33 protein-coding genes are annotated in these 18,687 nt (G+C 64.4%); 3 read left to right on the forward strand and 30 right to left on the reverse strand.

The window, feature by feature from the left end:
- Positions 1 to 115 precede the first annotated feature (115 nt).
- The 29 genes from AVME950_RS02295 to AVME950_RS02435 form a co-directional block, all read right to left on the reverse strand.
- Positions 116 to 1,138, reverse strand: coding sequence for a hypothetical protein (locus tag AVME950_RS02295; RefSeq protein WP_284428601.1), 1,023 nt, complete (start codon positions 1,136 to 1,138; stop codon positions 116 to 118).
- Positions 1,139 to 1,186: 48 nt separating this feature from the next.
- The gene (locus AVME950_RS02300; protein ID WP_284428602.1) at positions 1,187 to 1,366 is read right to left on the reverse strand and encodes a hypothetical protein; all 180 of its coding nucleotides are present in this window, start codon (positions 1,364 to 1,366) and stop codon (positions 1,187 to 1,189) included.
- A 24-nt stretch (positions 1,367 to 1,390) separates the two neighbouring features.
- Positions 1,391 to 1,723, reverse strand: coding sequence for a hypothetical protein (locus AVME950_RS02305; RefSeq protein WP_284428603.1), 333 nt, complete (start codon positions 1,721 to 1,723; stop codon positions 1,391 to 1,393).
- Between the two features lie 302 nt (positions 1,724 to 2,025).
- Positions 2,026 to 4,137, reverse strand: a complete 2,112-nt coding sequence (locus AVME950_RS02310; protein WP_284428604.1) for a portal protein — start codon at positions 4,135 to 4,137, stop codon at positions 2,026 to 2,028.
- 5 nt (positions 4,138 to 4,142) lie between these two features.
- Positions 4,143 to 5,705, reverse strand: coding sequence for a terminase (locus AVME950_RS02315; protein WP_284428605.1), 1,563 nt, complete (start codon positions 5,703 to 5,705; stop codon positions 4,143 to 4,145).
- Positions 5,695 to 6,381, reverse strand: coding sequence for a hypothetical protein (locus AVME950_RS02320; RefSeq protein WP_284428606.1), 687 nt, complete (start codon positions 6,379 to 6,381; stop codon positions 5,695 to 5,697). Before AVME950_RS02320 ends, AVME950_RS02315 begins: the two co-directional genes overlap by 11 nt.
- Before the next feature lie 41 nt (positions 6,382 to 6,422).
- Positions 6,423 to 6,635, reverse strand: a complete 213-nt coding sequence (locus tag AVME950_RS02325; protein ID WP_284428607.1) for a hypothetical protein — start codon at positions 6,633 to 6,635, stop codon at positions 6,423 to 6,425.
- On the reverse strand, positions 6,632 to 7,126 hold the full coding sequence (locus AVME950_RS02330; protein WP_284428608.1) for a hypothetical protein: 495 nt from the start codon (positions 7,124 to 7,126) through the stop codon (positions 6,632 to 6,634). Before AVME950_RS02330 ends, AVME950_RS02325 begins: the two co-directional genes overlap by 4 nt.
- Positions 7,110 to 7,337 (reverse strand): hypothetical protein, encoded by a 228-nt coding sequence (locus AVME950_RS02335; protein WP_284428609.1) that lies wholly within the window; start codon positions 7,335 to 7,337, stop codon positions 7,110 to 7,112. Before AVME950_RS02335 ends, AVME950_RS02330 begins: the two co-directional genes overlap by 17 nt.
- Positions 7,334 to 7,504 carry a hypothetical protein gene (locus AVME950_RS02340; protein ID WP_284428610.1) on the reverse strand — a complete coding sequence of 57 codons (171 nt, stop codon included), beginning with the start codon at positions 7,502 to 7,504 and terminating at the stop codon, positions 7,334 to 7,336. Before AVME950_RS02340 ends, AVME950_RS02335 begins: the two co-directional genes overlap by 4 nt.
- 10 nt (positions 7,505 to 7,514) lie before the next feature.
- Complete coding sequence (locus AVME950_RS02345) at positions 7,515 to 7,865, reverse strand: hypothetical protein (RefSeq protein ID WP_284428611.1); 351 nt, start codon at positions 7,863 to 7,865, stop codon at positions 7,515 to 7,517.
- A gap of 91 nt (positions 7,866 to 7,956) precedes the next feature.
- Positions 7,957 to 8,472 carry a hypothetical protein gene (locus AVME950_RS02350; RefSeq protein ID WP_284428612.1) on the reverse strand — a complete coding sequence of 172 codons (516 nt, stop codon included), beginning with the start codon at positions 8,470 to 8,472 and terminating at the stop codon, positions 7,957 to 7,959.
- Position 8,473: 1 nt separating this feature from the next.
- The gene (locus AVME950_RS02355; RefSeq protein ID WP_284428613.1) at positions 8,474 to 8,737 is read right to left on the reverse strand and encodes a hypothetical protein; all 264 of its coding nucleotides are present in this window, start codon (positions 8,735 to 8,737) and stop codon (positions 8,474 to 8,476) included.
- Complete coding sequence (locus tag AVME950_RS02360) at positions 8,734 to 9,171, reverse strand: hypothetical protein (protein WP_284428614.1); 438 nt, start codon at positions 9,169 to 9,171, stop codon at positions 8,734 to 8,736. Before AVME950_RS02360 ends, AVME950_RS02355 begins: the two co-directional genes overlap by 4 nt.
- Positions 9,168 to 9,671 (reverse strand): hypothetical protein, encoded by a 504-nt coding sequence (locus AVME950_RS02365; protein WP_284428615.1) that lies wholly within the window; start codon positions 9,669 to 9,671, stop codon positions 9,168 to 9,170. Before AVME950_RS02365 ends, AVME950_RS02360 begins: the two co-directional genes overlap by 4 nt.
- The gene (locus AVME950_RS02370; RefSeq protein WP_284428616.1) at positions 9,668 to 10,192 is read right to left on the reverse strand and encodes a nuclease domain-containing protein; all 525 of its coding nucleotides are present in this window, start codon (positions 10,190 to 10,192) and stop codon (positions 9,668 to 9,670) included. The genes AVME950_RS02365 and AVME950_RS02370 overlap by 4 nt, the downstream gene beginning before the upstream one ends.
- 373 nt (positions 10,193 to 10,565) lie before the next feature.
- Positions 10,566 to 11,111, reverse strand: coding sequence for a hypothetical protein (locus AVME950_RS02375; RefSeq protein WP_284428617.1), 546 nt, complete (start codon positions 11,109 to 11,111; stop codon positions 10,566 to 10,568).
- Positions 11,108 to 11,476 (reverse strand): hypothetical protein, encoded by a 369-nt coding sequence (locus tag AVME950_RS02380; RefSeq protein ID WP_284428618.1) that lies wholly within the window; start codon positions 11,474 to 11,476, stop codon positions 11,108 to 11,110. The genes AVME950_RS02375 and AVME950_RS02380 overlap by 4 nt, the downstream gene beginning before the upstream one ends.
- The gene (locus tag AVME950_RS02385) at positions 11,473 to 11,625 is read right to left on the reverse strand and encodes a hypothetical protein (protein ID WP_284428619.1); all 153 of its coding nucleotides are present in this window, start codon (positions 11,623 to 11,625) and stop codon (positions 11,473 to 11,475) included. The genes AVME950_RS02380 and AVME950_RS02385 overlap by 4 nt, the downstream gene beginning before the upstream one ends.
- Entirely contained in the window at positions 11,622 to 11,846 is a 225-nt protein-coding gene (locus tag AVME950_RS02390) for a hypothetical protein (RefSeq protein ID WP_284428620.1), read from the reverse strand. Before AVME950_RS02390 ends, AVME950_RS02385 begins: the two co-directional genes overlap by 4 nt.
- Positions 11,843 to 12,118 carry a hypothetical protein gene (locus AVME950_RS02395; RefSeq protein ID WP_284428621.1) on the reverse strand — a complete coding sequence of 92 codons (276 nt, stop codon included), beginning with the start codon at positions 12,116 to 12,118 and terminating at the stop codon, positions 11,843 to 11,845. Before AVME950_RS02395 ends, AVME950_RS02390 begins: the two co-directional genes overlap by 4 nt.
- Complete coding sequence (locus AVME950_RS02400; protein WP_284428622.1) at positions 12,115 to 12,600, reverse strand: RuvC family protein; 486 nt, start codon at positions 12,598 to 12,600, stop codon at positions 12,115 to 12,117. The genes AVME950_RS02395 and AVME950_RS02400 overlap by 4 nt, the downstream gene beginning before the upstream one ends.
- Before the next feature lie 2 nt (positions 12,601 to 12,602).
- Positions 12,603 to 13,301 (reverse strand): hypothetical protein, encoded by a 699-nt coding sequence (locus AVME950_RS02405; protein WP_284428623.1) that lies wholly within the window; start codon positions 13,299 to 13,301, stop codon positions 12,603 to 12,605.
- Positions 13,302 to 13,347: 46 nt separating this feature from the next.
- The gene (locus AVME950_RS02410) at positions 13,348 to 14,277 is read right to left on the reverse strand and encodes a DnaB-like helicase C-terminal domain-containing protein (protein ID WP_284428624.1); all 930 of its coding nucleotides are present in this window, start codon (positions 14,275 to 14,277) and stop codon (positions 13,348 to 13,350) included.
- Positions 14,268 to 14,738: a hypothetical protein gene (locus AVME950_RS02415; protein WP_284412583.1), complete on the reverse strand. Its 471-nt coding sequence runs from the start codon at positions 14,736 to 14,738 to the stop codon at positions 14,268 to 14,270. Before AVME950_RS02415 ends, AVME950_RS02410 begins: the two co-directional genes overlap by 10 nt.
- A complete protein-coding gene (locus tag AVME950_RS02420) occupies positions 14,735 to 15,607 on the reverse strand; it encodes a phage replication initiator YdaU family protein (protein WP_284428625.1) in 873 nt (290 codons plus the stop codon). The genes AVME950_RS02415 and AVME950_RS02420 overlap by 4 nt, the downstream gene beginning before the upstream one ends.
- On the reverse strand, positions 15,600 to 15,911 hold the full coding sequence (locus AVME950_RS02425; protein WP_284428626.1) for a hypothetical protein: 312 nt from the start codon (positions 15,909 to 15,911) through the stop codon (positions 15,600 to 15,602). Before AVME950_RS02425 ends, AVME950_RS02420 begins: the two co-directional genes overlap by 8 nt.
- A complete protein-coding gene (locus tag AVME950_RS02430; RefSeq protein ID WP_284428627.1) occupies positions 15,911 to 16,078 on the reverse strand; it encodes a hypothetical protein in 168 nt (55 codons plus the stop codon). Before AVME950_RS02430 ends, AVME950_RS02425 begins: the two co-directional genes overlap by 1 nt.
- The gene (locus AVME950_RS02435) at positions 16,075 to 16,425 is read right to left on the reverse strand and encodes a hypothetical protein (RefSeq protein ID WP_284428628.1); all 351 of its coding nucleotides are present in this window, start codon (positions 16,423 to 16,425) and stop codon (positions 16,075 to 16,077) included. The genes AVME950_RS02430 and AVME950_RS02435 overlap by 4 nt, the downstream gene beginning before the upstream one ends.
- A 73-nt stretch (positions 16,426 to 16,498) precedes the next feature.
- Between AVME950_RS02435 and AVME950_RS02440 the strand changes: the two genes are divergently transcribed.
- A complete protein-coding gene (locus AVME950_RS02440) occupies positions 16,499 to 16,855 on the forward strand; it encodes a hypothetical protein (RefSeq protein ID WP_284428629.1) in 357 nt (118 codons plus the stop codon).
- Here AVME950_RS02440 and AVME950_RS24285 read toward each other — a convergent pair.
- Positions 16,799 to 17,071, reverse strand: a complete 273-nt coding sequence (locus AVME950_RS24285; protein ID WP_349817223.1) for a carph-isopro domain-containing protein — start codon at positions 17,069 to 17,071, stop codon at positions 16,799 to 16,801. The genes AVME950_RS02440 and AVME950_RS24285 overlap by 57 nt on opposite strands.
- 71 nt (positions 17,072 to 17,142) lie before the next feature.
- On the opposite strand from AVME950_RS24285, the gene AVME950_RS02445 reads away from it, so the two are divergent.
- Together AVME950_RS02445 and AVME950_RS02450 are read left to right on the forward strand one after the other, a co-directional pair.
- Positions 17,143 to 17,799, forward strand: coding sequence for a S24 family peptidase (locus tag AVME950_RS02445; protein ID WP_284428630.1), 657 nt, complete (start codon positions 17,143 to 17,145; stop codon positions 17,797 to 17,799).
- 131 nt (positions 17,800 to 17,930) lie between these two features.
- Complete coding sequence (locus AVME950_RS02450) at positions 17,931 to 18,686, forward strand: DNA/RNA non-specific endonuclease (protein ID WP_502869375.1); 756 nt, start codon at positions 17,931 to 17,933, stop codon at positions 18,684 to 18,686.
- Position 18,687: the final 1 nt, after the last annotated feature.

Consider the following 18,687-nt stretch of genomic DNA (forward strand, 5'->3'; position numbering starts at 1 on the left):
ACATGGACTTGAGGCGGCCAAGAGCGCCGGGCGGAGATTTGCGTCCTGCCGTGGGGGACGGAATCACCCTGGAGAGGATGGCCAGCAGGCGGGTGGCTCCCGCTGGCCCTGAGCGTCAGTCGCCCCGGAGGCGCTTCTTCTCAGCTGGTGTCAGCGCCTCGAATTGCTCCTCGGTCAGTTGACTCACATTCACGCGGCCCGCGGTCGCCCGTTGGCCGATTCCTGCCTGCTGGATGGATGGTGGCTGAGCGGTTGAGTCCGCCGCGCCCCTTGCCAATGCAGCTGCAGAGCGAGTGTCTTTGCCCTTCCCCCCCTCGGGCAAGTCCCCACTGGGGGTATCAGCTGGAGCGAAGCGCGGCGCGATCGTGTCCGCGGCTTCCGCGAGGGCCAGATGCGCTGGCATGCCGCCGGCAATCTTGCGGTCCCGAGAGGCCATGATCAGCTCCAGCACTTCGGCGTTCGATGCCTGGTTGAGCCATGGGTAGGCCGCTGTGATGTTCTGTGCAGTCTTTTCGAGCAACTGCGCCGTCTGCCGCTGGGTGAATTGCTGCGTGGCGCGCGTGCTGGCCTCTTCCTGCAGGTAAGTGTTGATCCGGCGGCGGATCGCGATGGCGGCAGTCTTGTCGCCTTCGAGCAAGGCCTCGATATACGCGGCCTCCTCTGCTAGCACATCGAGCGGGCCCGCAGGTGCTGAAGCTGGGGCATTGGCGGCAGCCGGTGCTGGTGCAGGGCTCGGGGCCTTGGCTGCCGCGGCGCGCGCTGCCTCCTGTTCCCGATACCGGGCCAACTCCTGCTTCGTCGTGGCGAGCTCGGCTTCAGCAGCCTTGCGCCTGGCGTTCACTTCGTTGAAGCGGCCTTTCGGGATGCCTGCGGCGGTGTGGCGGGCCTGTTCCTCGTCGGTGGTGTCGTCACCTTCGCCTGTGGCGTCTGCCGCCGCATCATCGGGGCCGCTGTGGTCGGCGTCGCTGCCGTCGGCGTTCGCTTGGACCAGCGCTTCCAGGTTGTCGACTGTCAGGGTGGGGTCGAGCACATCGCCGCGGTCTTCATCGCCGCCGGCGGCAGTACCGCCGGTGTCGGAGCCCTCGTCGCCGGCGGGGGCCATCACACGGGAAAGGATCAATCGGAGCAGTGGGTTCATGGTCATTCTCTTTTCTGGTGGTCGGTAGTTGGGATGGTTGAGGGCCGCTTACTTCTTCTCGGGCTGCAGCGCCTGCAGCTCGCTGATCTTTTCCTTGGCCTTGGCCAGTGCGGCCTTCAAGCGCTTGGGGTCTTTGCGGATCTCTTCGGCATCGGCCAGCCGGCGCATGTCCGCCTCGGCGCGCCAGTCCCTGTCGTCGTCGGAAGCAGCCATCACGGAACCTTTCATGTCGATCTCCTTCGGGGGTTGAAATCAGGTGCGAGCTTGTTCTCGGGCGATGGCATGCACCACACCGTGGAACACATAGGCGGCTGAGCGCTCCGTGGCGCTCAGGGTGGCCACCGCCGGCCCAAGGTCGGCAGTGGGGTGCAGGCCGGGGTTGTTCAGGAACGCGGCCACCCTGGCGCAGGTGCGGGCCTTGTCCTTCTCGGGAAACGATTCCCAGGGCTCCGTCGTGTAGTCGCCGTGGGCTACGCTGTGCGCGGCGACGACTTCATGCGCGACTCTGGCGATGGCTTTCACCAGGCCGTCGTCTGCTGTGTTGGCGCCGTCTTGGACGGCTGAGGAGTCTTGCTCGGTGGTCATGGTCTTCCTTCTTGGTGGTCGGTAGCTTTGGTAGATCCCGCAGTTGGCGCAGAGGTGTCCATCGGGCGTGAGGTAGAAGAGCTGGTTGCCGCAGCCACACTCCCGGACCATCTGCCCCGGCGACGGGGCGAACTCGAACTTCCAGCGGCCCTTCTCGCTGTGGCATGCCGGGCAGTGCAACGAGAGCGTGCCAGTGGGTGCGACTGCGGCCCAGGTGTGGCCGCATCCGATGCAGAAAGCCTCACCAGCGCCGTGCTGCTCGGTCATCGCTTCGGGCGCAGGGCGCTTGAACGGCACAACCGTCACTGCAGCACCCCGTCAGCCTCTGGCGTCTCGATGCCTGCCTCGAAGCCCGCGGCCGGACTGGTGGGCGTCAGCGGGTCGGTGTTTTCGGGGATCAGACCTGCTGGCGCTGGCTCCGCTGGCAGGCCGCCCGTCATGGCCGCAACCGCGGGCCCGGCGTCCTGGTCCTCAAAACCCTGCGAGCCCAGCATCTGGTCGGCCACCATGGCTGTGCCCGGCATCTGCTGCAGTACCTGGGCGCTCTGCATCGCGCTGTACATCGTGCGGCCGCGCACCTCCACGGTCTCGGCGCGCACCTTGTCGGTCTCGGCCTGGGTCTTTTCGGCCTGGGCTGTCTTGAGCCCGGCTTCCGCCTCTGCCTTGGGGTCGGGGGGTGGTGCACCGGCGCCCTGCATCTGGCCCAAGATTTCGTGCTTGTCCGCCAGATTCGAGTAGCGGATGACGGTCGGGTCTGGAATGTTGATCCCCGCCTTCCGCATTTCCAGGGCCTGGTTGAACTGGCTGTTCTCGAAGGTCACCTGCATCGGCTGCTCGGTGATGACCACGTCGTATTCGCCCACCGTGACGTCGAAGAGATACTTCCCGCTCTCCGGGTCGAACTTGTTGATCTCCAGGACCTCCTCCTTCGGCTTGCCCGTCATGGGATCGGTCTCGGTGATGCGAAAGACGCGATAGCTGTCGTAGTAGCGCTGGATCAGCTTCAGGATGCGGGTGGCCAGCATCTGGCGCGTGTAGGCAAGGTTGTCCAGGGGCACGGCCAGCTGTTGCTGGCTGGCGAACTGCTTGGCCTGGATGGCCACGCCAGCCTCATCGTTGCCACCGATGCCACGCATGGCTTCTGGGACGGTGACGTCTTTCAAGGCCTTGGTGGCGCGATCGATGAGCTTGTCCACGCCGCTCGGGACCTGGTTGGGCTGGATCTTCTCCGGAGGAGTTGTGCCCTTTTGGTACTCGATCACGAGACCAGTCTTTGCGCCGACCGCCTCTAGTTCCTCGGTGTCCATGTTGGTCAGCGAGTTCTGCTCGACCACCCAGCCGCTGTTCGCGCTGGTGTTGATGATGTGCACGTATTGGCTGACGGCCTTGTTCAGTGCTTCCTGCGGCCCGATCGCGCCATCCACCATGCCGCGGGTTTTCCCACGCCGGAAGTAAGCGAAGTAGGGAACGACCGTGAAGTGGTCGTATGGGCTGTAGCCTTCATGCAGCGTGGTGGTGTAGGTGCTGACCACCCACTTGACCCTGCGGCGCATCCTCTTGGCGCGCACGGCGCCCTTGGCGAGAGCATCCTCAATGGAGTCTTGGGCCATGTTGGCGATGATCGCCACGTCGCCAGTCTCCGGGTAGACCAAGCAGTCGGTGGACTCATACACAGCGATCTGCCGGTCGATGATGCGGTAACGCTTGAGCCTGTCGCCCCCCATGGCGAACGCGTCGAACAGTCCCGCCAGACGATCGCTGCCGAACTTGCCGCGGTGCACCTCGTCGTCCATGTCACCGAAGTCCTGGCCTTCGTCTCCTGATTGCTCAGCCCTGTCCCGAGCCTTTCGGCCCCATAGCCTTTCGATCTCGTCCAACGAGAGCCAGCGCGTCACGATGACGTCGCCCCACTTGTCGGGGTCGTAGCTCTTGGCATCGGGGTCTGGAATCACGTCACGGGGGTCAAGGCCGAAAATATCGACGTCGCCCTTCATGTTGCTGCTGAAGTCCATCCGCACGTCGTAGTAGCCGCGCTGCTCGATGAGTCCGTCGGAGAAGACCTGCGTCTCGACCCAATGAAGCTTGGTCCGATCGGCGATTTGCATGGCCACCTTTGACAAGATGGTGGCTGTCTGCAGGTCGCCCTGCTCGCCCCGCGGTTTGAAGGCGATGTCCATGCGGTTCTGAATCTGGTACCCGACCGCGCTGTTTACGCTCGGCATCACCTCGTTGAACTCGTAGAAGGGTCGCCCCTGGCTGCGTAGGATCTCTTTGTCAGCGTCGCTCCACTGCTCGCCCCCACCGAGGTACATGCGCTCGCAGAGGGCCGCGCGCTCGGTGTACTCGATGTGCCCGCGGTCCTTGCCGTACTGGTAGCGGTACCAGTTCTCGCTCGCTGCTTGGTCCATTGCCATGGTGTTCATGCGGCCTGGGCCGATCCATTGATTGATCTATTGCCGAGCCGCTCGCGCCAGCTCTTGACGCGAGGCCCGCGCTTGGGTTGCGGCAGGCTGGACACAAAGGTCATGGCCACTGCGTCACCCTTGTCCGGGCTGCGGCCCAGCACTTCGCGGATCTCGTCTTTGCTGCGCATCTGGATTGCGGCAAGCTTGCCCATGGTCACGACCTTGTAGCGAACCGCTGTGAGGTCGCCCAAGAGTTCGAGGTCGGGCGGCAGCGCAATCGGATCTGGGTTCGTTGGGTCCAGTGCTTCGCGAAGGCGCCAGTACATCTCGGCGCGCAGGTTCTTGAAGTGGAGCTGCCCCGCCTTGTCCATCATGGTGCTGGCGGCTGATGCCACCACGGGGTGAACGTGCAGACCCAGACCGTTGATGAAGTCAAGGGCGCTTGATCCGATCCCGATGCTGTCGACTGCTATCACGGCACCGTCTCGCACCAACGGCGCGACGAAGGCCGCCGCCGTGGGCCCATCCTTGGTCACGGCGCCAGGCGCCGATACCAGTTGGTCGAACCATTGGCCATGCCGGCGCGCCACGCAGGACTTGTCGATCCCCCCCCGCGCCGGGTCGAACCCAATGGCCGTCATCAAGCCTTTCGCCTCGCGCTCCTTCCACCGGGCCTGAGCCGCCTTCACCCAGTCGGTGGGGATCAGCTGCCACACCGGATCCGTGCGACCGGCCATGAAGTCGCCATGCAGCATCTGGGAGCGCAGCGGCTCCGGCAGCGCCTGCAGCGTGGCCTTGTAGCCGGTGATCTGCAGGAATAGGTTGTCGTCAACGTCGGCGGAGATGAAGGTCCGGCTCTTGGGTTTCATCAGCTCCTTGCCGACCATCACCGGCTCAGGCCCGGGCACTTCCATGTCCTTGCCCTGCTCGTCGGTCACGAACCAGCGCAGCTCTCCGGGCTTGGCCGGGTTGGGGTGCTGCGGGTCGAGCCACGGCGCCCAATAGCGGATGACCCACTCGCCCTCTGCGCTCGTGGGCGGGTTGCCGGCGCAGATGACGCGCTGGCGCACGCCGGGGTTGTCAGTCCGCATCCAGCCGATCAGCGTGCGGAACTGAGACTCCAGAAAGTGGGTGATCTCATCGAAGCCCTTCAGGTCGTGGGCGCGGCCTTGGTACTTCATCCAGTCGTCAGCCTCCTTCACGGAGCCCAACTCCATCACCCGATCCCCAGGCAGCCGCCACAGCCCGCTTTGGCTGTTGTAGCCGTTGCGAGTGCCAAGGATCTTGGTCATCCGCTCCTCGAGCCCGATGAGCTGCACAGCCTCTCGCCGGAAGATGATGCTGTGCTCCTGCTCGGTGAGTGCTGCTCCCAGCAGCAGGTCGGTCTTGCCGCCGCCGGCCGTGCCGCCATAGAACAGGATGTCGGCCAGGGACTGCAACGCAGCCATCTGCGGCCCAACCTGAGGCAGCCAGATCGGCAGTCCCTCGGTCAACAGGCCGTCCAGCTCTTCACGCTCCTCCGGGGTGAGGTGCTTCACCAGTTCCAGCAACTCGGCTGGCGTGGGGCTAGCTTGCATCGCCGCCCTCCTCCCGCCGCTTCGCCGCAATCGCCGTCAATGCGGCCAAGCGCGCCGCACGCTGTGCGTCGGTCAGCTTGGACACGCCAGCGGCGCCCGCCGAGTCGTCCTCCTCATCCAGCCCGAATGCGACCCGCTCCAGCTGTTGCAGCCGAGCCACCGATTGGCCTGCCCGCTGAGCAGTCAGGACAAGCTCCCCCAGCGGGAGGCGCTTCGCGCCATCGGTCTCGGCGGCCGCAGTCTCCAGTGCAGCCACCAGGGTCATGGTGATGTCCCGCACCTTGGCGATGTCACGGCGGTGGCCCAGGATGACCTGCTTGTTGGTCTCGGCTGCGGCCAGAACGGCCTGAACGGTTGCATTGCCACTCTTGGCAACCCGGTCGGCAACTTCCCCGGCAACTTGCTCCGCCACTTGCTCGGCGATCAGCTTTGCCTTCGTGGCTTGACGAACCTCGCGGCTGAGGTCTTTCTGCCATCCCTGCACCTTGGCGCGCTTACTGATGGCTTGCCGGCTCACGACATTGCCATGCTTGTCGGCAAGTTCCTGATCCGAGAACTGCCCGGTGCGGTAGTCGCGCTCGATGGCTTCCCAGTCAGCCCGCCGCCGCCCGGGGGCGGCTGCGCCGCCCGCGCCGGCGGTGTGTGGTGCTGGGGTGTCGGGGGTATTGGTTGCCATTGCCCCCGCATGGTTGCGGAGGTGGCAACTTCTGGCGAACCCTACAGGGGGGCCGTATTGCTACCCAGTGTGGGCTGCCACTCGTCCAGTCCTGCGGCCAGGGCAGCGCATGCCAGCGCGGTGCGGCGCTCGATGGGCGATTTGCCGAGGACCATCTTGGCGTAGCCGGCGCGGGACAAGCCCAGGGCCTGCGCCGCTGTGTCGTAGGTGTAGCCCATGTGCGATTGCCAGGAGCGGAGTTCGTCAGAGGTCATTGCACAAGGGTCCAGCCCTTCCAGCTCTTGGCGCGTCCGCCCTTGATGTTGAGGATGCCGGCCGTCGCGTTACACCATTCACCCCCAGCGCGGCGGGCACCGCCGGTGCGCTTCCATACCACATCTGCGTCGGCGAAGAGCTCAGGGTTAGCCCTCACGAACTCGTAAAGATTGCGCACATGATGCTGCTCGCCCGATGGGGAAAGCAACACCCAATCGACCGCGTGGACATTGAGAATGCCGCGCCCTGCGGCTGCTGACTCTTTGGCCGCAGCGGTGGCCTGCGGCTGCTGGCGGGCAGAGTCTGCCCTGCGCTCTGGCCGCTGATTGATCGCTGCCACATCCGGGCGGGCCCAAGGCTGCGGGTCTGCTCGGTGCCCGTATTGGGTACGGCGCTTGATGATCGTATGCACCGAGGCGCCTATCTCTGCAGCCAATACAGCGTTGGGCTTGCGCCAATCGACAGCAGCCCAGTCAACCAGCCTGCGCATCAAGAGCAGCCTGCGCCTTGCGCTGGTTGAGCATAGAGACCGCTCCGGCGCGCATCATGACCAGGTTTCCCGTGGCCTTGGCGCGCGCCAGCGCTCCTATCTCGCTGCCCCGCTGCACCGTGCCCAGCATCTCCCAGCCAGGTAGCACCGCATGCTGGTAGAGACGCCACGAGCCGCCGCGAGTGATGGTCAGCTTGGCGAGCTTGCTCAAGCGAGATCCTCGGGCTGGATTGTTTGCACATCGCCCAGGACAAACCAGCCGTCCATGCTGGTGTTGGGCAAGGTGCCGTAGGCATGGATTTCGCCGGAGGCGGTGATCCGGTACTTGCGGGCACCAAACCTGGCGATCAGCGCTGCGCGGATAGCTGCGATGGTCATGGGCCGCTCCTTACTTGGCTGCCATCCGGCTCTTGACCGCCTGGATCTCCAGACTGGTCACGCCAGCCTCGGCTTCGATCTTCGCCAAGTCGGCGACGTTGATCTGGCCGCCCTTGCTGTGCTTGGCCACTGCAGCAGCCCACTTAGGACGGTAAGTACCGATGTTGTCGATGATGTGCTGGATGCGGGCTTCGGCCTTGGCGCGAGCTTCTTGCTCCACCGCTGCGGCGTGGGGGTTGTAGCCGAAGCCGCCCTCGTTGTGGGTTGCTGCGTGCCGGGCTGCTTGTTGTGCTGCGGTCATTTTTTTCTTCCTTGCCCCCTCATACGGGAAGGCGCCGATGGCAATCACTGCGATCACCATGGATGCAAATATAGTCTACTGAGTAGACTATTGCAAGCGCTTTTTACGCGAGTTCAGAGATGCCGGTCCGCCGCGTAGCGGATGGTCTGCTCTACAGCAGGCTCAGCTGCGGGGTGGGCTGGGGGGCCACGCCGCGCACCGCGGCGTTGAGCTGCCGCTCCAGATCCTGGATCCGTGCCGACATCTCCCGCTTTGTCGCCAGCAGGTCGGTTGCAAGCTCCGTGGCCAAGGTCCCCGCCTCCATGCCCGCCTGGATGTTGCTGTACTGAACGGCGTCGCCCACGAGTAGGGTCGCGAGGGCGCGGCGCTCGCGCGGCCACAGGTGGAGCACCACGTCGCCGACCTCGATGATGGAAGTGCCGTCGGGCATGGCGGTGGACGACACCGCGCGCGGCTCCGGCATGGCCGCGATCGGGCCGAAGACCCCGGCGCGCAGCCGGCGCAGGCGCCCGCTTTCGATCATGCGGCCGACGTGATCGTCGACGATGGTCATCTTCAGCCCGGTCAACTCGCACAGCAGCTCACGGGTGGCCACCTGGCCCTGTTGGTGGAGCCCCTCGATGGCATCCCAGATGATCTGGGCAGTTGTCTTTTCTGCGGTGGACATATCAGCTCCCGGTGGATTTCATGGCCTGGTTGCGCTCGTACTCGGTCTTCACCGCTTGGTGTCCGGCCTGCACACCGTCTTCCCCGAACGCGGACACGAGCGCCGCACGGTAGCCGGGGGTGATCTGGGACGCGCAACGGGATTCCCAGAAAGCAGGGCCGGTGGCCAGGGCCCGGACTGTGCAGCCCTTGCAATGGGCGCGGAAGCCGCCCCAGTGCTTGGAGGTTTGCGCTTGGGCGCAGTCGGGGCATGTGGTTGTGGTCATGTCGCACCCTCAATCAGCTTTTGAAAGTCCGACATGCAAACGTCTGAATTCTTGAGCTTCGCGGCCAGCACACAGGCGGCGCACACTAGGGCGGGATGAGGGAGTTCGTGCAGCATCTTGGCGGCAGCCTCCAGTCCGGCCAGGATCGACGCACGGCGCACGGGATCAATGGGCTCAACGCCTGCTTGGTCGTGGGTAGCGTTTACAGCCCCTCGGAGGATGCGAAGCTCCAGCCGGTCTGCAGATAGCCGCTGCTGTATTGCGGCGCCGAGCACGACAAAAAAGACGCGCCCGGCCTGGTTCACCAGCTCTCTGGCGTTCTCGCCCATCAGCGCGTGAATGCGTGCGGTGGCCACGTTCTGGCGCCACTGCGCAGCGATGACTGCGCGCTCGACCAAGTTGACTGCTACGTTGGACTGGCGGCGCTTCTTCATGGCCGGGCTCCCAAGCGCGCGAACGGGTTGCTGTAGTCCTTCCAGGCCTCGCCACGCTTGATGTTGTTGACCTGGCTGCGGTGGATCTTGTATCGCTCGGCGAGCACGGGCCCTGACTCTGTGCTGAGCCGAATCTCTTGGGCCTGATCCAAGGTGAGCTTTACCCCAGATGCCGCCCGACGTGCAGCCGCGATCTTCGCGCCACGGGCCGGGGATGAGAACGCTCCATTGGCCGCTGCGCGCTTCCCCACCTTGCTCGGAGTGGACAGCCGAAGGTGCTTCGGGCTGCAGCAGCGCTTGTCTTCACAGGCGGCCGTGACGGGCTGCCTTGCTGCGGGCGGCCTGTCCGTAAGCTGCATCACCACGCGGCGCACCAGCAAGCAGGGGCCGCCATGGCGCTTCATGATCGGGTAGCCGGTGTCGCTGGTGGCGCCCTGCCATATCCAGCAGTCCCCGACCTCTTCACATCGGGAGTGGATCTGTTCGAGGGTGATGGTCATGCATTCGCTCCTGAATTAATAGCTTGAAGGCCTTGTATTGATTGCGCTGGAGGCATATGCGGCAGCGCATTCAGCAGGGCCAGCGCCCACTGGGCTGCGGCTCGGTCCTTCGCTGATTCGCCGTCCATTGCGATGGCGCGCCAAGCCAGCACCTGGCGAAGGTGGGCGGCCATGAAGGCCGATTCCTTGCGCGCCCGTGGCGCTGGGCCCTGGTCCAGCCAGCGGTGGCATGCCGCGCAACCCCACACGCTGTACTGGTCGTCGGCCTTGCGGGCGCCGGCCTTGCCATGGATGCCCAGGTTGCTGTGGCAGCACACGACGGTGCTGATGTCCTGAGTGCACACGCCCTGCACGCGCAGGAGGCAGGGCATGCCGCGCGCCATCGCGCGCAGATGGGCGTTGCGGTGCGCCACCGACTTGGCCTGCGGCCGCGCAGCGGTGGTGCCGTTGATCGCTACATATTTAATAGCTACTCGCACCGATGAAATAAGCGCTGGAGAGCGTTTTCCGGCAGTTTGCACAGGATCGCAAACCGCTCCATTTTTCATAGCGCGTTGCGCACGTTCTGCAAGGCGCTGCGCCCGATTTGGCTCTGATTTCGCGGTGGTGCTGGAGGTGCGCAGCCACGCGGTGCGCTTCATGGAAGTGCGCTTCATGCAGAGGCCCCCATCAGCGCCCGCATGGAGCGTCCTGTCACCCTATAGAAGTAGGGACGCATCCCGCATGCCCTCTTCACGCGAAAGGGAAAAATGCAAAAACCTCTATTTGTGCGGGACTGGAAAAGCCCCTTCTGGATCAGGGCAGCCTTAGACGCGAAGGCCCTGGTCGACCTCATCGGTTGGACTCTTGCACAGCTGCAGCCGATCATGAAGTGGTTACTCTCAACGTCGTAGGTCATGCTTGCTCTCCCTTCTCCCGGTCCGCCAGCACGCTTTCCAGCATCGTGGCGCGCGCGGCCGGCCCGAGATGGGGCCAGAGCTGGGCCTGGGAGGCTGGGGTGCGCAGGTGCACCAGCACGTCGTCGTGCAGCTCTCGCATCTCGTCGTCGCTGCAGGCGTCGTAGGAGGTGGAGCGAGGCACGGCCACGATGCCGCCACGGCCATCGGGCTCCCAAGTCACGAAAGCGGCCCCGACCTTGAGCCACGCACGCAGCGCCGGCAGGTTGGCGAAACAGTCCTGGCTGTTGAATAGGCGCTGCTCGATGGCCATGTGGCGCTTGTGGAACTCGCCGGAGCGTTCGATCACGCTGTCGAGCTGGAAGACCTGACCGGGCTCCGCCTTCCACACGCGGGACCACCAGCGGCGCCAACGGCCCTCGTTCTGGTCATCCAGGCCGCGGAAGCAGTCGAACAGAAAGCGGCGGATGATCGACCGCTCGAACTCGCTGAAGCCGTCCAATGGGTGGCGCTTCACGAGCATGATGGATGCGGGTTTCGTCATTGCTTTGGCTCCATGGTTTTGGTCATCACCTGGCCGCCGCGCCCGGTGGTGGGGTTGCAGCGCCTGCACTTCGCGGCGCCGTCTTCTGCGTAGATGGTCACGTTCTGGTCCCCGGCGCGGTACACGTTGCCGCAGCGACCGCACGAGAACACGGCACGCTGGCGGGTGGCCAGCAACTCCTTCGCCGATATCCAGCCGCCTTGCACCTGGTGGCGCAGTCGCTCGTTCTCCGCCTCCAGCTCCCGCGCCAGCGGCGCCAGCTCTTGGTGAACGGCTTCGAAATAGCGGGCCACGGCGCCCGGCGAATTACTGGGGTGTTGAGCCAGCACCCGCTCGATCAATGCGTCAACGGTTTCTCGGCTCATGCAAGCACCTTGGAAATTCTGAAAAGGACACCGCCCAACTCAATCCGTTGCCCCACCCGGAAAAACAGGGGTGCAGTCCGGTCGCCGTCAATACGGACGGTGGTAGTGCGCCACTGGCCGCGGCCGGGCGGGACGAGGATCAGGGTCACTGCAGGCTCCACTTCACGCAGCCGGCGCTGGCGCAGCGGGCGGAGGTCATGCCCTTGGTGTCGACCGTGTAGTTCAGGCGGCCACCGCACTTGGGGCAGGCGATCTGGTCGGCCACGGGCGCGGCCGGGGCATAGTTGGGCTCAGCGCAATGGCGGCGCTTGACCGCCGTCAGGGCCTTGAGCACGAAGGGCTGCATGCGGCTGAAGGCTTCAGTGGTCATACCTGACCTCTCGAGCGAATCTTGGCGGCGGCTTGGCGGCACTCCGCTGAGCGCAAATAGTGGTTGTCTCCACCATCCAGCGCTGTCGCGTAGTGGTCGCAGACCTTGGCGCATTCTTCGCGTTCAACTTCGGCAGCAGCGGCGGCAACTGAGGCAGCCAGACGTCCAACCCACACGAGGGCCGAGCCAGACTGCTGCCCATCGATCCCGATGCCGAGCCACCAGTCAGGCGCACCCGCTTCGCGGGCCATGCGGATGAGATCGCTGCTCATGCCAACTCCGCCCGACCGTAGTGCGCGATGAGGATGGCCTCGGCGCGGTTGTGGTCCTTCACGCGCGACACTGGCGCCGTCGGATACAGGCGGGCGCAGCAGGCCCGGGCAGCCCCCTTGTCCGCGGTCAGGCCATACGGCTTCTTCCAGGCCTGGGGGCGCACGAACTGCACCGTGATGCCCTTGGCGGCGAGCACTCCGTCGAGCACGCCCTTGCTGTGCATCATGGAGCCCATCGTCTGAATGGCGCTGCCTGGCATCGCCTGCACGTCTTCCATGATGGCGGTGCGCGCCTCCGCAGGGTCCAGCAGTTCGGCCAGTAGCTCGGCGAAACGCCGGCCGTCGATCTGGCGCGAGACCATGGCCTTCGGGCCCACGTTGGGGAGCGGCTTGGTAGGGAGGTCGAACACGCCGCGCAGGCCTTGCGGCCCGACAACGGCGCATGCGCCAGTGAGTCCCGGATCGATGCCAACGAACAGCATGCTCAGCGCTCGTCCGATTCCAGCGCCGCCGATTGCTCGTGAGCATCCTGGTCGCTGCTGGGCCCGCTGGCGAAGATGTCGCCGGCCGTCAGCGGCGGCTCGTCCGCTTCCTGCACCGGGAATGGGTTTTCCATTTCCTCGGGCTCTTCCACCGGTTGGGTCACAGCTGGCGGCCACAACTGGATGGTGACCTCGCCGCCCTCCTGCTCGATCAGCTTGCCGATGGTGCTGCCGTCGGCGCGATCGCCGCCGTAGCTGACCTGGATGAAAACGCGGACGGTGCCGCCTTCGTTGGTTTCGACCTTCTGGATCTTCAGCTTGCAGCAGTCGAAAAGCATGTTGCTGATGTCATCGCCCAAGCCAAACTGCACGCCCAGTTCATAGCCTGCGAAGGCGTCCTTCTTCTTCATCAGCGTGTAGCTGCCGCCGTTCAGGTTCGGGTAGCGCAGGTTTGGCAGAGGTGCATCAACACCATCCAGGTCTACCTGACCGTTGTCCGCGTCGCGGTTGCAATACAGCGACTCCCGCAGGCCAGGCAACAGGCTGTCCAGGAAGGTGTTGGGGCGATCGAATTCGAAGTTCAGATCGATGCCTTGCACGGTGTCACCGCCACCGCCGTTAAATTGCTTGCGGTGGTTGACGTGCTTCAGCATCACATCGGTAGGTTCGCGGAAGGCGATGGGGGTTACGGAATTGCCCATGGTGGATGTCCTCTCAGGTGGTTGCAGGTTGGTGGTGGGTGGGGGATCAATGGAACGCGGAGGCCTGAGCCTCTAACGTCACGCAGGTCGGTCGGCCGCCTTGGAATTCGAGGAACTGCTGGGTGTCCTTGTGGAACCAGAAGGCCCAGCTGCCTTCCCACTCGAAGTGGCGCTGCTTGGCGACGCGCACGTAGGCGTCGGGGTCGCTGTTCTGGTCTTTCTCGTCCTTCGAGGTCTTGCGGACGTTCTTCCAGACGATCACGATGTTGTCGGCCATGTCGGCGATCTCGCCGGCGCCCTTCACGTCGAACTTGTCCGGGGCTTTTGTCTCGGCTTCGCCCTTGCGCATGTGGCACACCAGGTGGATGTGCAGCCCGGTATCCATGGCAATGGCGCAGAGGCTGTCAACGAAGTCCTTCTGCGCGGTGTAGTCGTCAGTGCCAAGGCCGCACTTCATCAGGCTGTCGATCACCAAGTGGTCGATGCCCAGTTCCTTGCGCACGTAGGTGGCCACTCCCAGCATCCGCTTCGGAGCCACTTTCCCGACCTTGTCGAAGATCCACAGGCGGCCATCGGTCCACTTGTGGAAGGCCCGGATGTATTCCACTGTGGGCTGGCCTGTGCCGATGGCCTGTCGAGCCATCTTGGCCATGCTCACGGCCGGCTTCATTTCCAGCGACGCCAGGCAGACCTTCGCACCGTGGTCGTTCATGATGTTGAGCATCACGTTCGACAGGAAGGTGGTCTTGCCGTGACCATTGACGCCCGCCCAGATCGTGACTTCGCCCGGCCTCAGGTCGAAAAGGCCATTCGTCTTGTTCCAGCCGATGGACTGCCAACTGCTTTGAGAGTTGGCGCCATGAAAGCGGTCGATGACCTGCTCGCACCACTCACTAGCGGGCTTCACCAGAGCGGCATCGTTCTGCTGCTCGTCAAAATAGTCCTCGAAATTGGTGTTGTCAGCGATCAGCTGCATTTGCGTTTTCCTCCTGCAGTTGGGCTGCACAGCGCGCGCTTGAGCCGGTAGCCCAGGGCGCTGCCGCAGACGTTGATGGGGAGCCAGAGAAAGGAGTGCTCTGGCTGGATGCCCACTTCGGGGGCGCCGTTGTGGTGGTTGCCTGAGCCAACGTCGATGTCGTGCACAGCACCGGCCTCCATGAATCGCAGCAGCAGCCCCGAAGGCATGGCGCGCGAAATGGCGACGGTCGTGTCGATGACGCGGGAAAGGGGCACGGAGCGATCAGCCCACACCCACACATCGACGTTGACCAGCATTCGCCAATCCAGGTCGTTGGGCATGTCGTCGTGGACGTACAGCGTGGTGCCCGCGAAGTTGTCTCCAGCCAAAGCTACGTTGACGGGATTGCTGGGACGGAAGCCGTTCTGGCGTGTCTGCAGCAAATTGCGCGCGTTGACGGCGAAGCGGGGGAAGTTCATTGCGCCCCCGATGTCCAGTCGCTGCCGGCAGGCGCGCCATTGCGCCCACCTGGAGCAAAAACGCCAGACCAGCCGTTCATCACGGACGCCTGCAGAACAGCCGCAGGATCGTGCCCCTGCTCCCGGAATTTCTCCAGTTCGCGGACGATTCCCTTGGCGGCTGCCACCGTGAACGGGGCGCGCTTGCCCTTGGCCCTGCGCATGGAAACGAAGTCTTCCCACGGCTGAGCAGGCATCCACTCGGGGATTTCGAACTTCACACCCGAGGGGGACGTGGGGGGCTCGCCCCCCTGCACCCCCGTAGGGGGTTCTATATTCTTCTCTTCTCTTCTCTTATCTGTGGTGACGGCGTCACGTGACGCTTCACGTTTTTCCGTGACGCCGTCACGTGACGAATTTCGTGACGGCGTTGCACTCTCAGACTTCTGGCGATCCCGGTACTCCTTGGCCCGCACTGCCGGCGTCTTTGCAGCTGTAGAGCGGCTCTCCTTCACGGTGTTGTGCTCATGAAAATTGGGAAAGCGCACACCATCAGGCGTCTCGAAAATCCATCCGACCGCCCGCATCGCATGGCCGAAACCTGGCACGCCGGCCATCGCGTCGACCTCGAACAGGGTCGTTTTATGCAATATTCCATCCTCTGCGGCGCACTCATTGACCATCGCCCACAGCGGAACCAGCGCACCCACCGTGACGCGCGTCACGACCGTCACGTGACGCATCGTGACGGCGCGTGACGATTCAGCCGTGACATCGGTGTGGCCGTACCAGTCCAGAAAATCTGGGTCCGCCAGCAGCGCGCGCGCCATGGCGATCACACGAGGGTTGGTAGGCAGGCTTCCGCGCATGCGAATCCAGGATTCAGCCATGGGGCAACCCCCTCTCCGCCGCCATGCGTGCACGCACGTGCTCAGGCCGCTGCTTGATCAGCGCCTCCATCTGCGCACGGTGGTGGGAGGCGGCGCCGTGCGCATCGAACTCGCCAGTGCGCTCCCATGCCAGCATCTCGGCCTCCATCAGCTGCCCGTGGGCACGGATGCGCAGTTCGCGCTCCTGGTCCTCGGGTGCGAGAGGCTCGACGGCCGCGCCAAAGCAAACTGCGGTGACGAGATCGACGCGGGTCTCGCCAGTCGCATGGGTGCGCACCGAGACGAGGGTGTCACGGGCGCGCATCACGCCACCTCGCACTCGCCGAGCGCTTTGGCATACGCGGCGTTGAACTCGCTCCACAGCGCCGAGCCAGGTTCGTAGTGATTGGCCTCGGCCAGGGGGATGCCCCGCTCGGCTGCGTCGCGCGCGTGCTGCTGCAGCACTGCGGTTGTGAGTGGGAAGATCGTCATGCTGCTGCTTTCGTGGCCTGGATCTCTTCGAGGACGGTGAGACGTGCGCGCGCGGCCAGCCACTGGGAAATCAGGGTGTGGCCGACGAACGACTCAAATGCCGGGATGTGCTCGGCCGGCAAACTGCGCCGGCTCGGCTTGTCGTCCGCCGCCAAGTAGTCCGACACGTGCGGCGCATACAGGCCAGCTTCCGCAGCCAGTTGCCTCTGGGTGGCGAAGTGGATGCGGCGCAGGCGCCAGGAGAGGCGCACAGCCTCCCGGTATGTCTGCGCAATGCAGACCAGCTGTGAAGGAGCCGTTGCCGGCCCCTCCAGGCGTCCCAACAGAGGGAGACCAAGTTGTTCCATTCGCTGCCTCGAAGGAAAAATTCATGGGGTTACCGGTTGAGTTACCGGTTGCGAGAGGGCAAAAATTTTTCGCATGCAGAACACACGAAAAAACGCCTTTTTGATGCCCCCCACCCGCGCAGCCAACGCCCCGGAGGGCAGCCGGAAGGCGTTTGGCTTTGCAGAGGGGGACATCAAGAAGGCGTCCACAGATGCGGAAGAAAAGCCCGCCGGCGCACCAAGCGCCGACGGGAAAGCCCGTGCCCCAGAGAGGGAGGAGGTCGAGGAAGAGCACGGGGGAAACTGGGAACCGGACTGGGACGCGTGGCTCTTGGCCAAGGCGCAGCGGCGCGGTGTTCTGCGGACGCTCGAGTCCGAAGTGACCGAGCAGGCATCAGCCATGGGCGGCCTCGGAAGGAGGCCCCACGACTTCGGAAGAGCCGTTGACTAGTTCTGGCCAGATGAGATGCCAGTCGTTTGGGAACAGCTCTTTCCTGCTGGAAACACCTCGCGTCTCCGCTATAGGGGCAAGCCGGATCAACTTCCCGTCAGGAATGCGACCGGCCTCCTTCCAGCCAGACACAGAAGGCGGCTTTACGCCAGCCAAGTCGGCGACGGTGTTCGTGCCGCCGAGGGCCTCGATGAGCTGGAGATGAAGTGCGTCCATGCCCCGATATTAGGCATGCCTTACTATGGTGTCAATAGGCATGCCTTACTCTTTTCCCATAGGCTTACCTAATGCAAAGCACTCTGGCCGACCGGGTAAAACTTGCGCTTGCAGGACCTCCGAAGAAGACCCAAAAGGCGCTCGCGAAAGCCTGTTCCGTGTCTCCGCCGTCAGTGAATGGCTGGGTCACGGGGGAGTCCAAGACGATTGAAGGATCCAACCTGATATCGGCTGCCGCCTTTCTCGGCGTCAACCCAACATGGCTAGCCAAAGGCGTCGGGCCGATGCGACCCGAAGAGCCGCCTGCTCGAGCTGACGAAGAATTCCAGGACGTGCTCCGCATCGATGCGCGCTTGGCGGGCGGCGACGGCGCGGTACAAGGCCTCGAGGAAGTGATCGGCAACCTCAAATTTGCGACCAGCTTCCTGCGCGAATGCAAGGTGTCTCCAGCAAAAGCGAGGGTCGTCAGCGTCCGCGGTCACAGCATGCATCCCACGATTCCGGATGGCGCGGTGGTGCTGATCGACACCGGAACGAAGGAGCCAGCCCACGATTGCATCTTTGCGCTGGTCCGGCCAGCAGAGGGATTGATCGTCAAGCGGCTACGGAATCAGGACGGCCGATGGCTTGCCACTTCGGACAACCCGTCTTTCGATCCGATCCAGATCGATGATGGCGAGCCGATCTCGATCATTGGCCGGGCGCTCTGGATGGGCACCACGCTTTAACCGCGGGCTGCCGGTAGCGGCCGGTAGACTCGCGGGCAATGACCCAAAAACGCAAGAAGAAGCCGGCCGGAGCGTCGGCAGTGACCCTCATCCATCGCACCTCCGGCAAGGCCCGGAGGTTCCTGATTTCCCTGTTCACCGCCGGCGTGGTGGGACTGCAGGTCACCAGCTGCGGCGTGGCACCCGGCGTGGCGCCCGCCCAGGCCCGGCCACCCTCCTCCACCTCCACAGGTTTTGCAGCCTGCCCCCAGCACTTTGCGAATGGACAACCTCCCGTAACCCCTGCGGCGCCCAAGCTGCGCGAGCTGTGCTTCGACTCCTTCGCCGTGCTGCACTCGGGCAACACGAAGACCCCGGTGTATGTGGCGCAGAGGCTCAACCGCCAGATCCTGCAGGCCGGCGGCGGGAAGCGCACCGATCGCTTCTACGCCGAGGCCAGGCTGCCCGCCGGCGAGCGCGCCGAGCTGGCCGACTACAAGGGCTCAGGCTGGTCGCGCGGGCACATGGCTCCTGCCGGCGACATGGGCACGCCCGAGGCAATGGCCCAGTCGTTCAGCCTGGCCAACATGGTGCCGCAGGATCCGAAACAAAACGGCGGCCCGTGGGCAAAGATCGAGGAAGACACGCGGCGCTACGTGATGCGCGCCCGGGGCGACGTGTACGTGATCACCGGGCCGGTCTTCGAGCCTGGCGCGCAGCGGATCGGCGCCGGCGGCGTGGCCGTGCCGTCGCACCTGTTCAAGCTGGTCTATGACCCGAACACTGAAAAGTCGTGGGCACACTGGCAACAGAACGACCCGAGCGCGCAAGTGGGGCGGCCGATCAGCTATGCGGAGTTGATCAAGCGCACCGGCATGCAACTGCTGCCTGGCGCTCGTCCCGACTGAC

The sequence above is a fragment of the Acidovorax sp. SUPP950 genome, from assembly GCF_030158935.1.
In the GTDB taxonomy this organism is placed as follows: Bacteria; Pseudomonadota; Gammaproteobacteria; order Burkholderiales; family Burkholderiaceae_C; genus Paracidovorax.

Bases quoted from the DNA above. Each gene is read 5' to 3' on its own strand.
- AVME950_RS02295 (WP_284428601.1), bottom strand. From the start codon at position 1,138: ATGAACCCACTGCTCCGATTGATCCTTTCCCGTGTGATGGCCCCCGCC.
- AVME950_RS02300 (WP_284428602.1), bottom strand. From the start codon at position 1,366: ATGAAAGGTTCCGTGATGGCTGCTTCCGACGACGACAGGGACTGGCGC.
- AVME950_RS02305 (WP_284428603.1), bottom strand. From the start codon at position 1,723: ATGACCACCGAGCAAGACTCCTCAGCCGTCCAAGACGGCGCCAACACA.
- AVME950_RS02310 (WP_284428604.1), bottom strand. From the start codon at position 4,137: ATGGCAATGGACCAAGCAGCGAGCGAGAACTGGTACCGCTACCAGTAC.
- AVME950_RS02315 (WP_284428605.1), bottom strand. From the start codon at position 5,705: ATGCAAGCTAGCCCCACGCCAGCCGAGTTGCTGGAACTGGTGAAGCAC.
- AVME950_RS02320 (WP_284428606.1), bottom strand. From the start codon at position 6,381: ATGGCAACCAATACCCCCGACACCCCAGCACCACACACCGCCGGCGCG.
- AVME950_RS02325 (WP_284428607.1), bottom strand. From the start codon at position 6,635: ATGACCTCTGACGAACTCCGCTCCTGGCAATCGCACATGGGCTACACC.
- AVME950_RS02330 (WP_284428608.1), bottom strand. From the start codon at position 7,126: ATGCGCAGGCTGGTTGACTGGGCTGCTGTCGATTGGCGCAAGCCCAAC.
- AVME950_RS02340 (WP_284428610.1), bottom strand. From the start codon at position 7,504: ATGACCATCGCAGCTATCCGCGCAGCGCTGATCGCCAGGTTTGGTGCC.
- AVME950_RS02345 (WP_284428611.1), bottom strand. From the start codon at position 7,865: ATGGTGATCGCAGTGATTGCCATCGGCGCCTTCCCGTATGAGGGGGCA.
- AVME950_RS02350 (WP_284428612.1), bottom strand. From the start codon at position 8,472: ATGTCCACCGCAGAAAAGACAACTGCCCAGATCATCTGGGATGCCATC.
- AVME950_RS02355 (WP_284428613.1), bottom strand. From the start codon at position 8,737: ATGACCACAACCACATGCCCCGACTGCGCCCAAGCGCAAACCTCCAAG.
- AVME950_RS02360 (WP_284428614.1), bottom strand. From the start codon at position 9,171: ATGAAGAAGCGCCGCCAGTCCAACGTAGCAGTCAACTTGGTCGAGCGC.
- AVME950_RS02365 (WP_284428615.1), bottom strand. From the start codon at position 9,671: ATGACCATCACCCTCGAACAGATCCACTCCCGATGTGAAGAGGTCGGG.
- AVME950_RS02375 (WP_284428617.1), bottom strand. From the start codon at position 11,111: ATGACGAAACCCGCATCCATCATGCTCGTGAAGCGCCACCCATTGGAC.
- AVME950_RS02380 (WP_284428618.1), bottom strand. From the start codon at position 11,476: ATGAGCCGAGAAACCGTTGACGCATTGATCGAGCGGGTGCTGGCTCAA.
- AVME950_RS02390 (WP_284428620.1), bottom strand. From the start codon at position 11,846: ATGACCACTGAAGCCTTCAGCCGCATGCAGCCCTTCGTGCTCAAGGCC.
- AVME950_RS02395 (WP_284428621.1), bottom strand. From the start codon at position 12,118: ATGAGCAGCGATCTCATCCGCATGGCCCGCGAAGCGGGTGCGCCTGAC.
- AVME950_RS02400 (WP_284428622.1), bottom strand. From the start codon at position 12,600: ATGCTGTTCGTTGGCATCGATCCGGGACTCACTGGCGCATGCGCCGTT.
- AVME950_RS02405 (WP_284428623.1), bottom strand. From the start codon at position 13,301: ATGGGCAATTCCGTAACCCCCATCGCCTTCCGCGAACCTACCGATGTG.
- AVME950_RS02410 (WP_284428624.1), bottom strand. From the start codon at position 14,277: ATGCAGCTGATCGCTGACAACACCAATTTCGAGGACTATTTTGACGAG.
- AVME950_RS02415 (WP_284412583.1), bottom strand. From the start codon at position 14,738: ATGAACTTCCCCCGCTTCGCCGTCAACGCGCGCAATTTGCTGCAGACA.
- AVME950_RS02420 (WP_284428625.1), bottom strand. From the start codon at position 15,607: ATGGCTGAATCCTGGATTCGCATGCGCGGAAGCCTGCCTACCAACCCT.
- AVME950_RS02425 (WP_284428626.1), bottom strand. From the start codon at position 15,911: ATGCGCGCCCGTGACACCCTCGTCTCGGTGCGCACCCATGCGACTGGC.
- AVME950_RS02430 (WP_284428627.1), bottom strand. From the start codon at position 16,078: ATGACGATCTTCCCACTCACAACCGCAGTGCTGCAGCAGCACGCGCGC.
- AVME950_RS02435 (WP_284428628.1), bottom strand. From the start codon at position 16,425: ATGGAACAACTTGGTCTCCCTCTGTTGGGACGCCTGGAGGGGCCGGCA.
- AVME950_RS02440 (WP_284428629.1), top strand. From the start codon at position 16,499: ATGCAGAACACACGAAAAAACGCCTTTTTGATGCCCCCCACCCGCGCA.
- AVME950_RS24285 (WP_349817223.1), bottom strand. From the start codon at position 17,071: ATGGACGCACTTCATCTCCAGCTCATCGAGGCCCTCGGCGGCACGAAC.
- AVME950_RS02445 (WP_284428630.1), top strand. From the start codon at position 17,143: ATGCAAAGCACTCTGGCCGACCGGGTAAAACTTGCGCTTGCAGGACCT.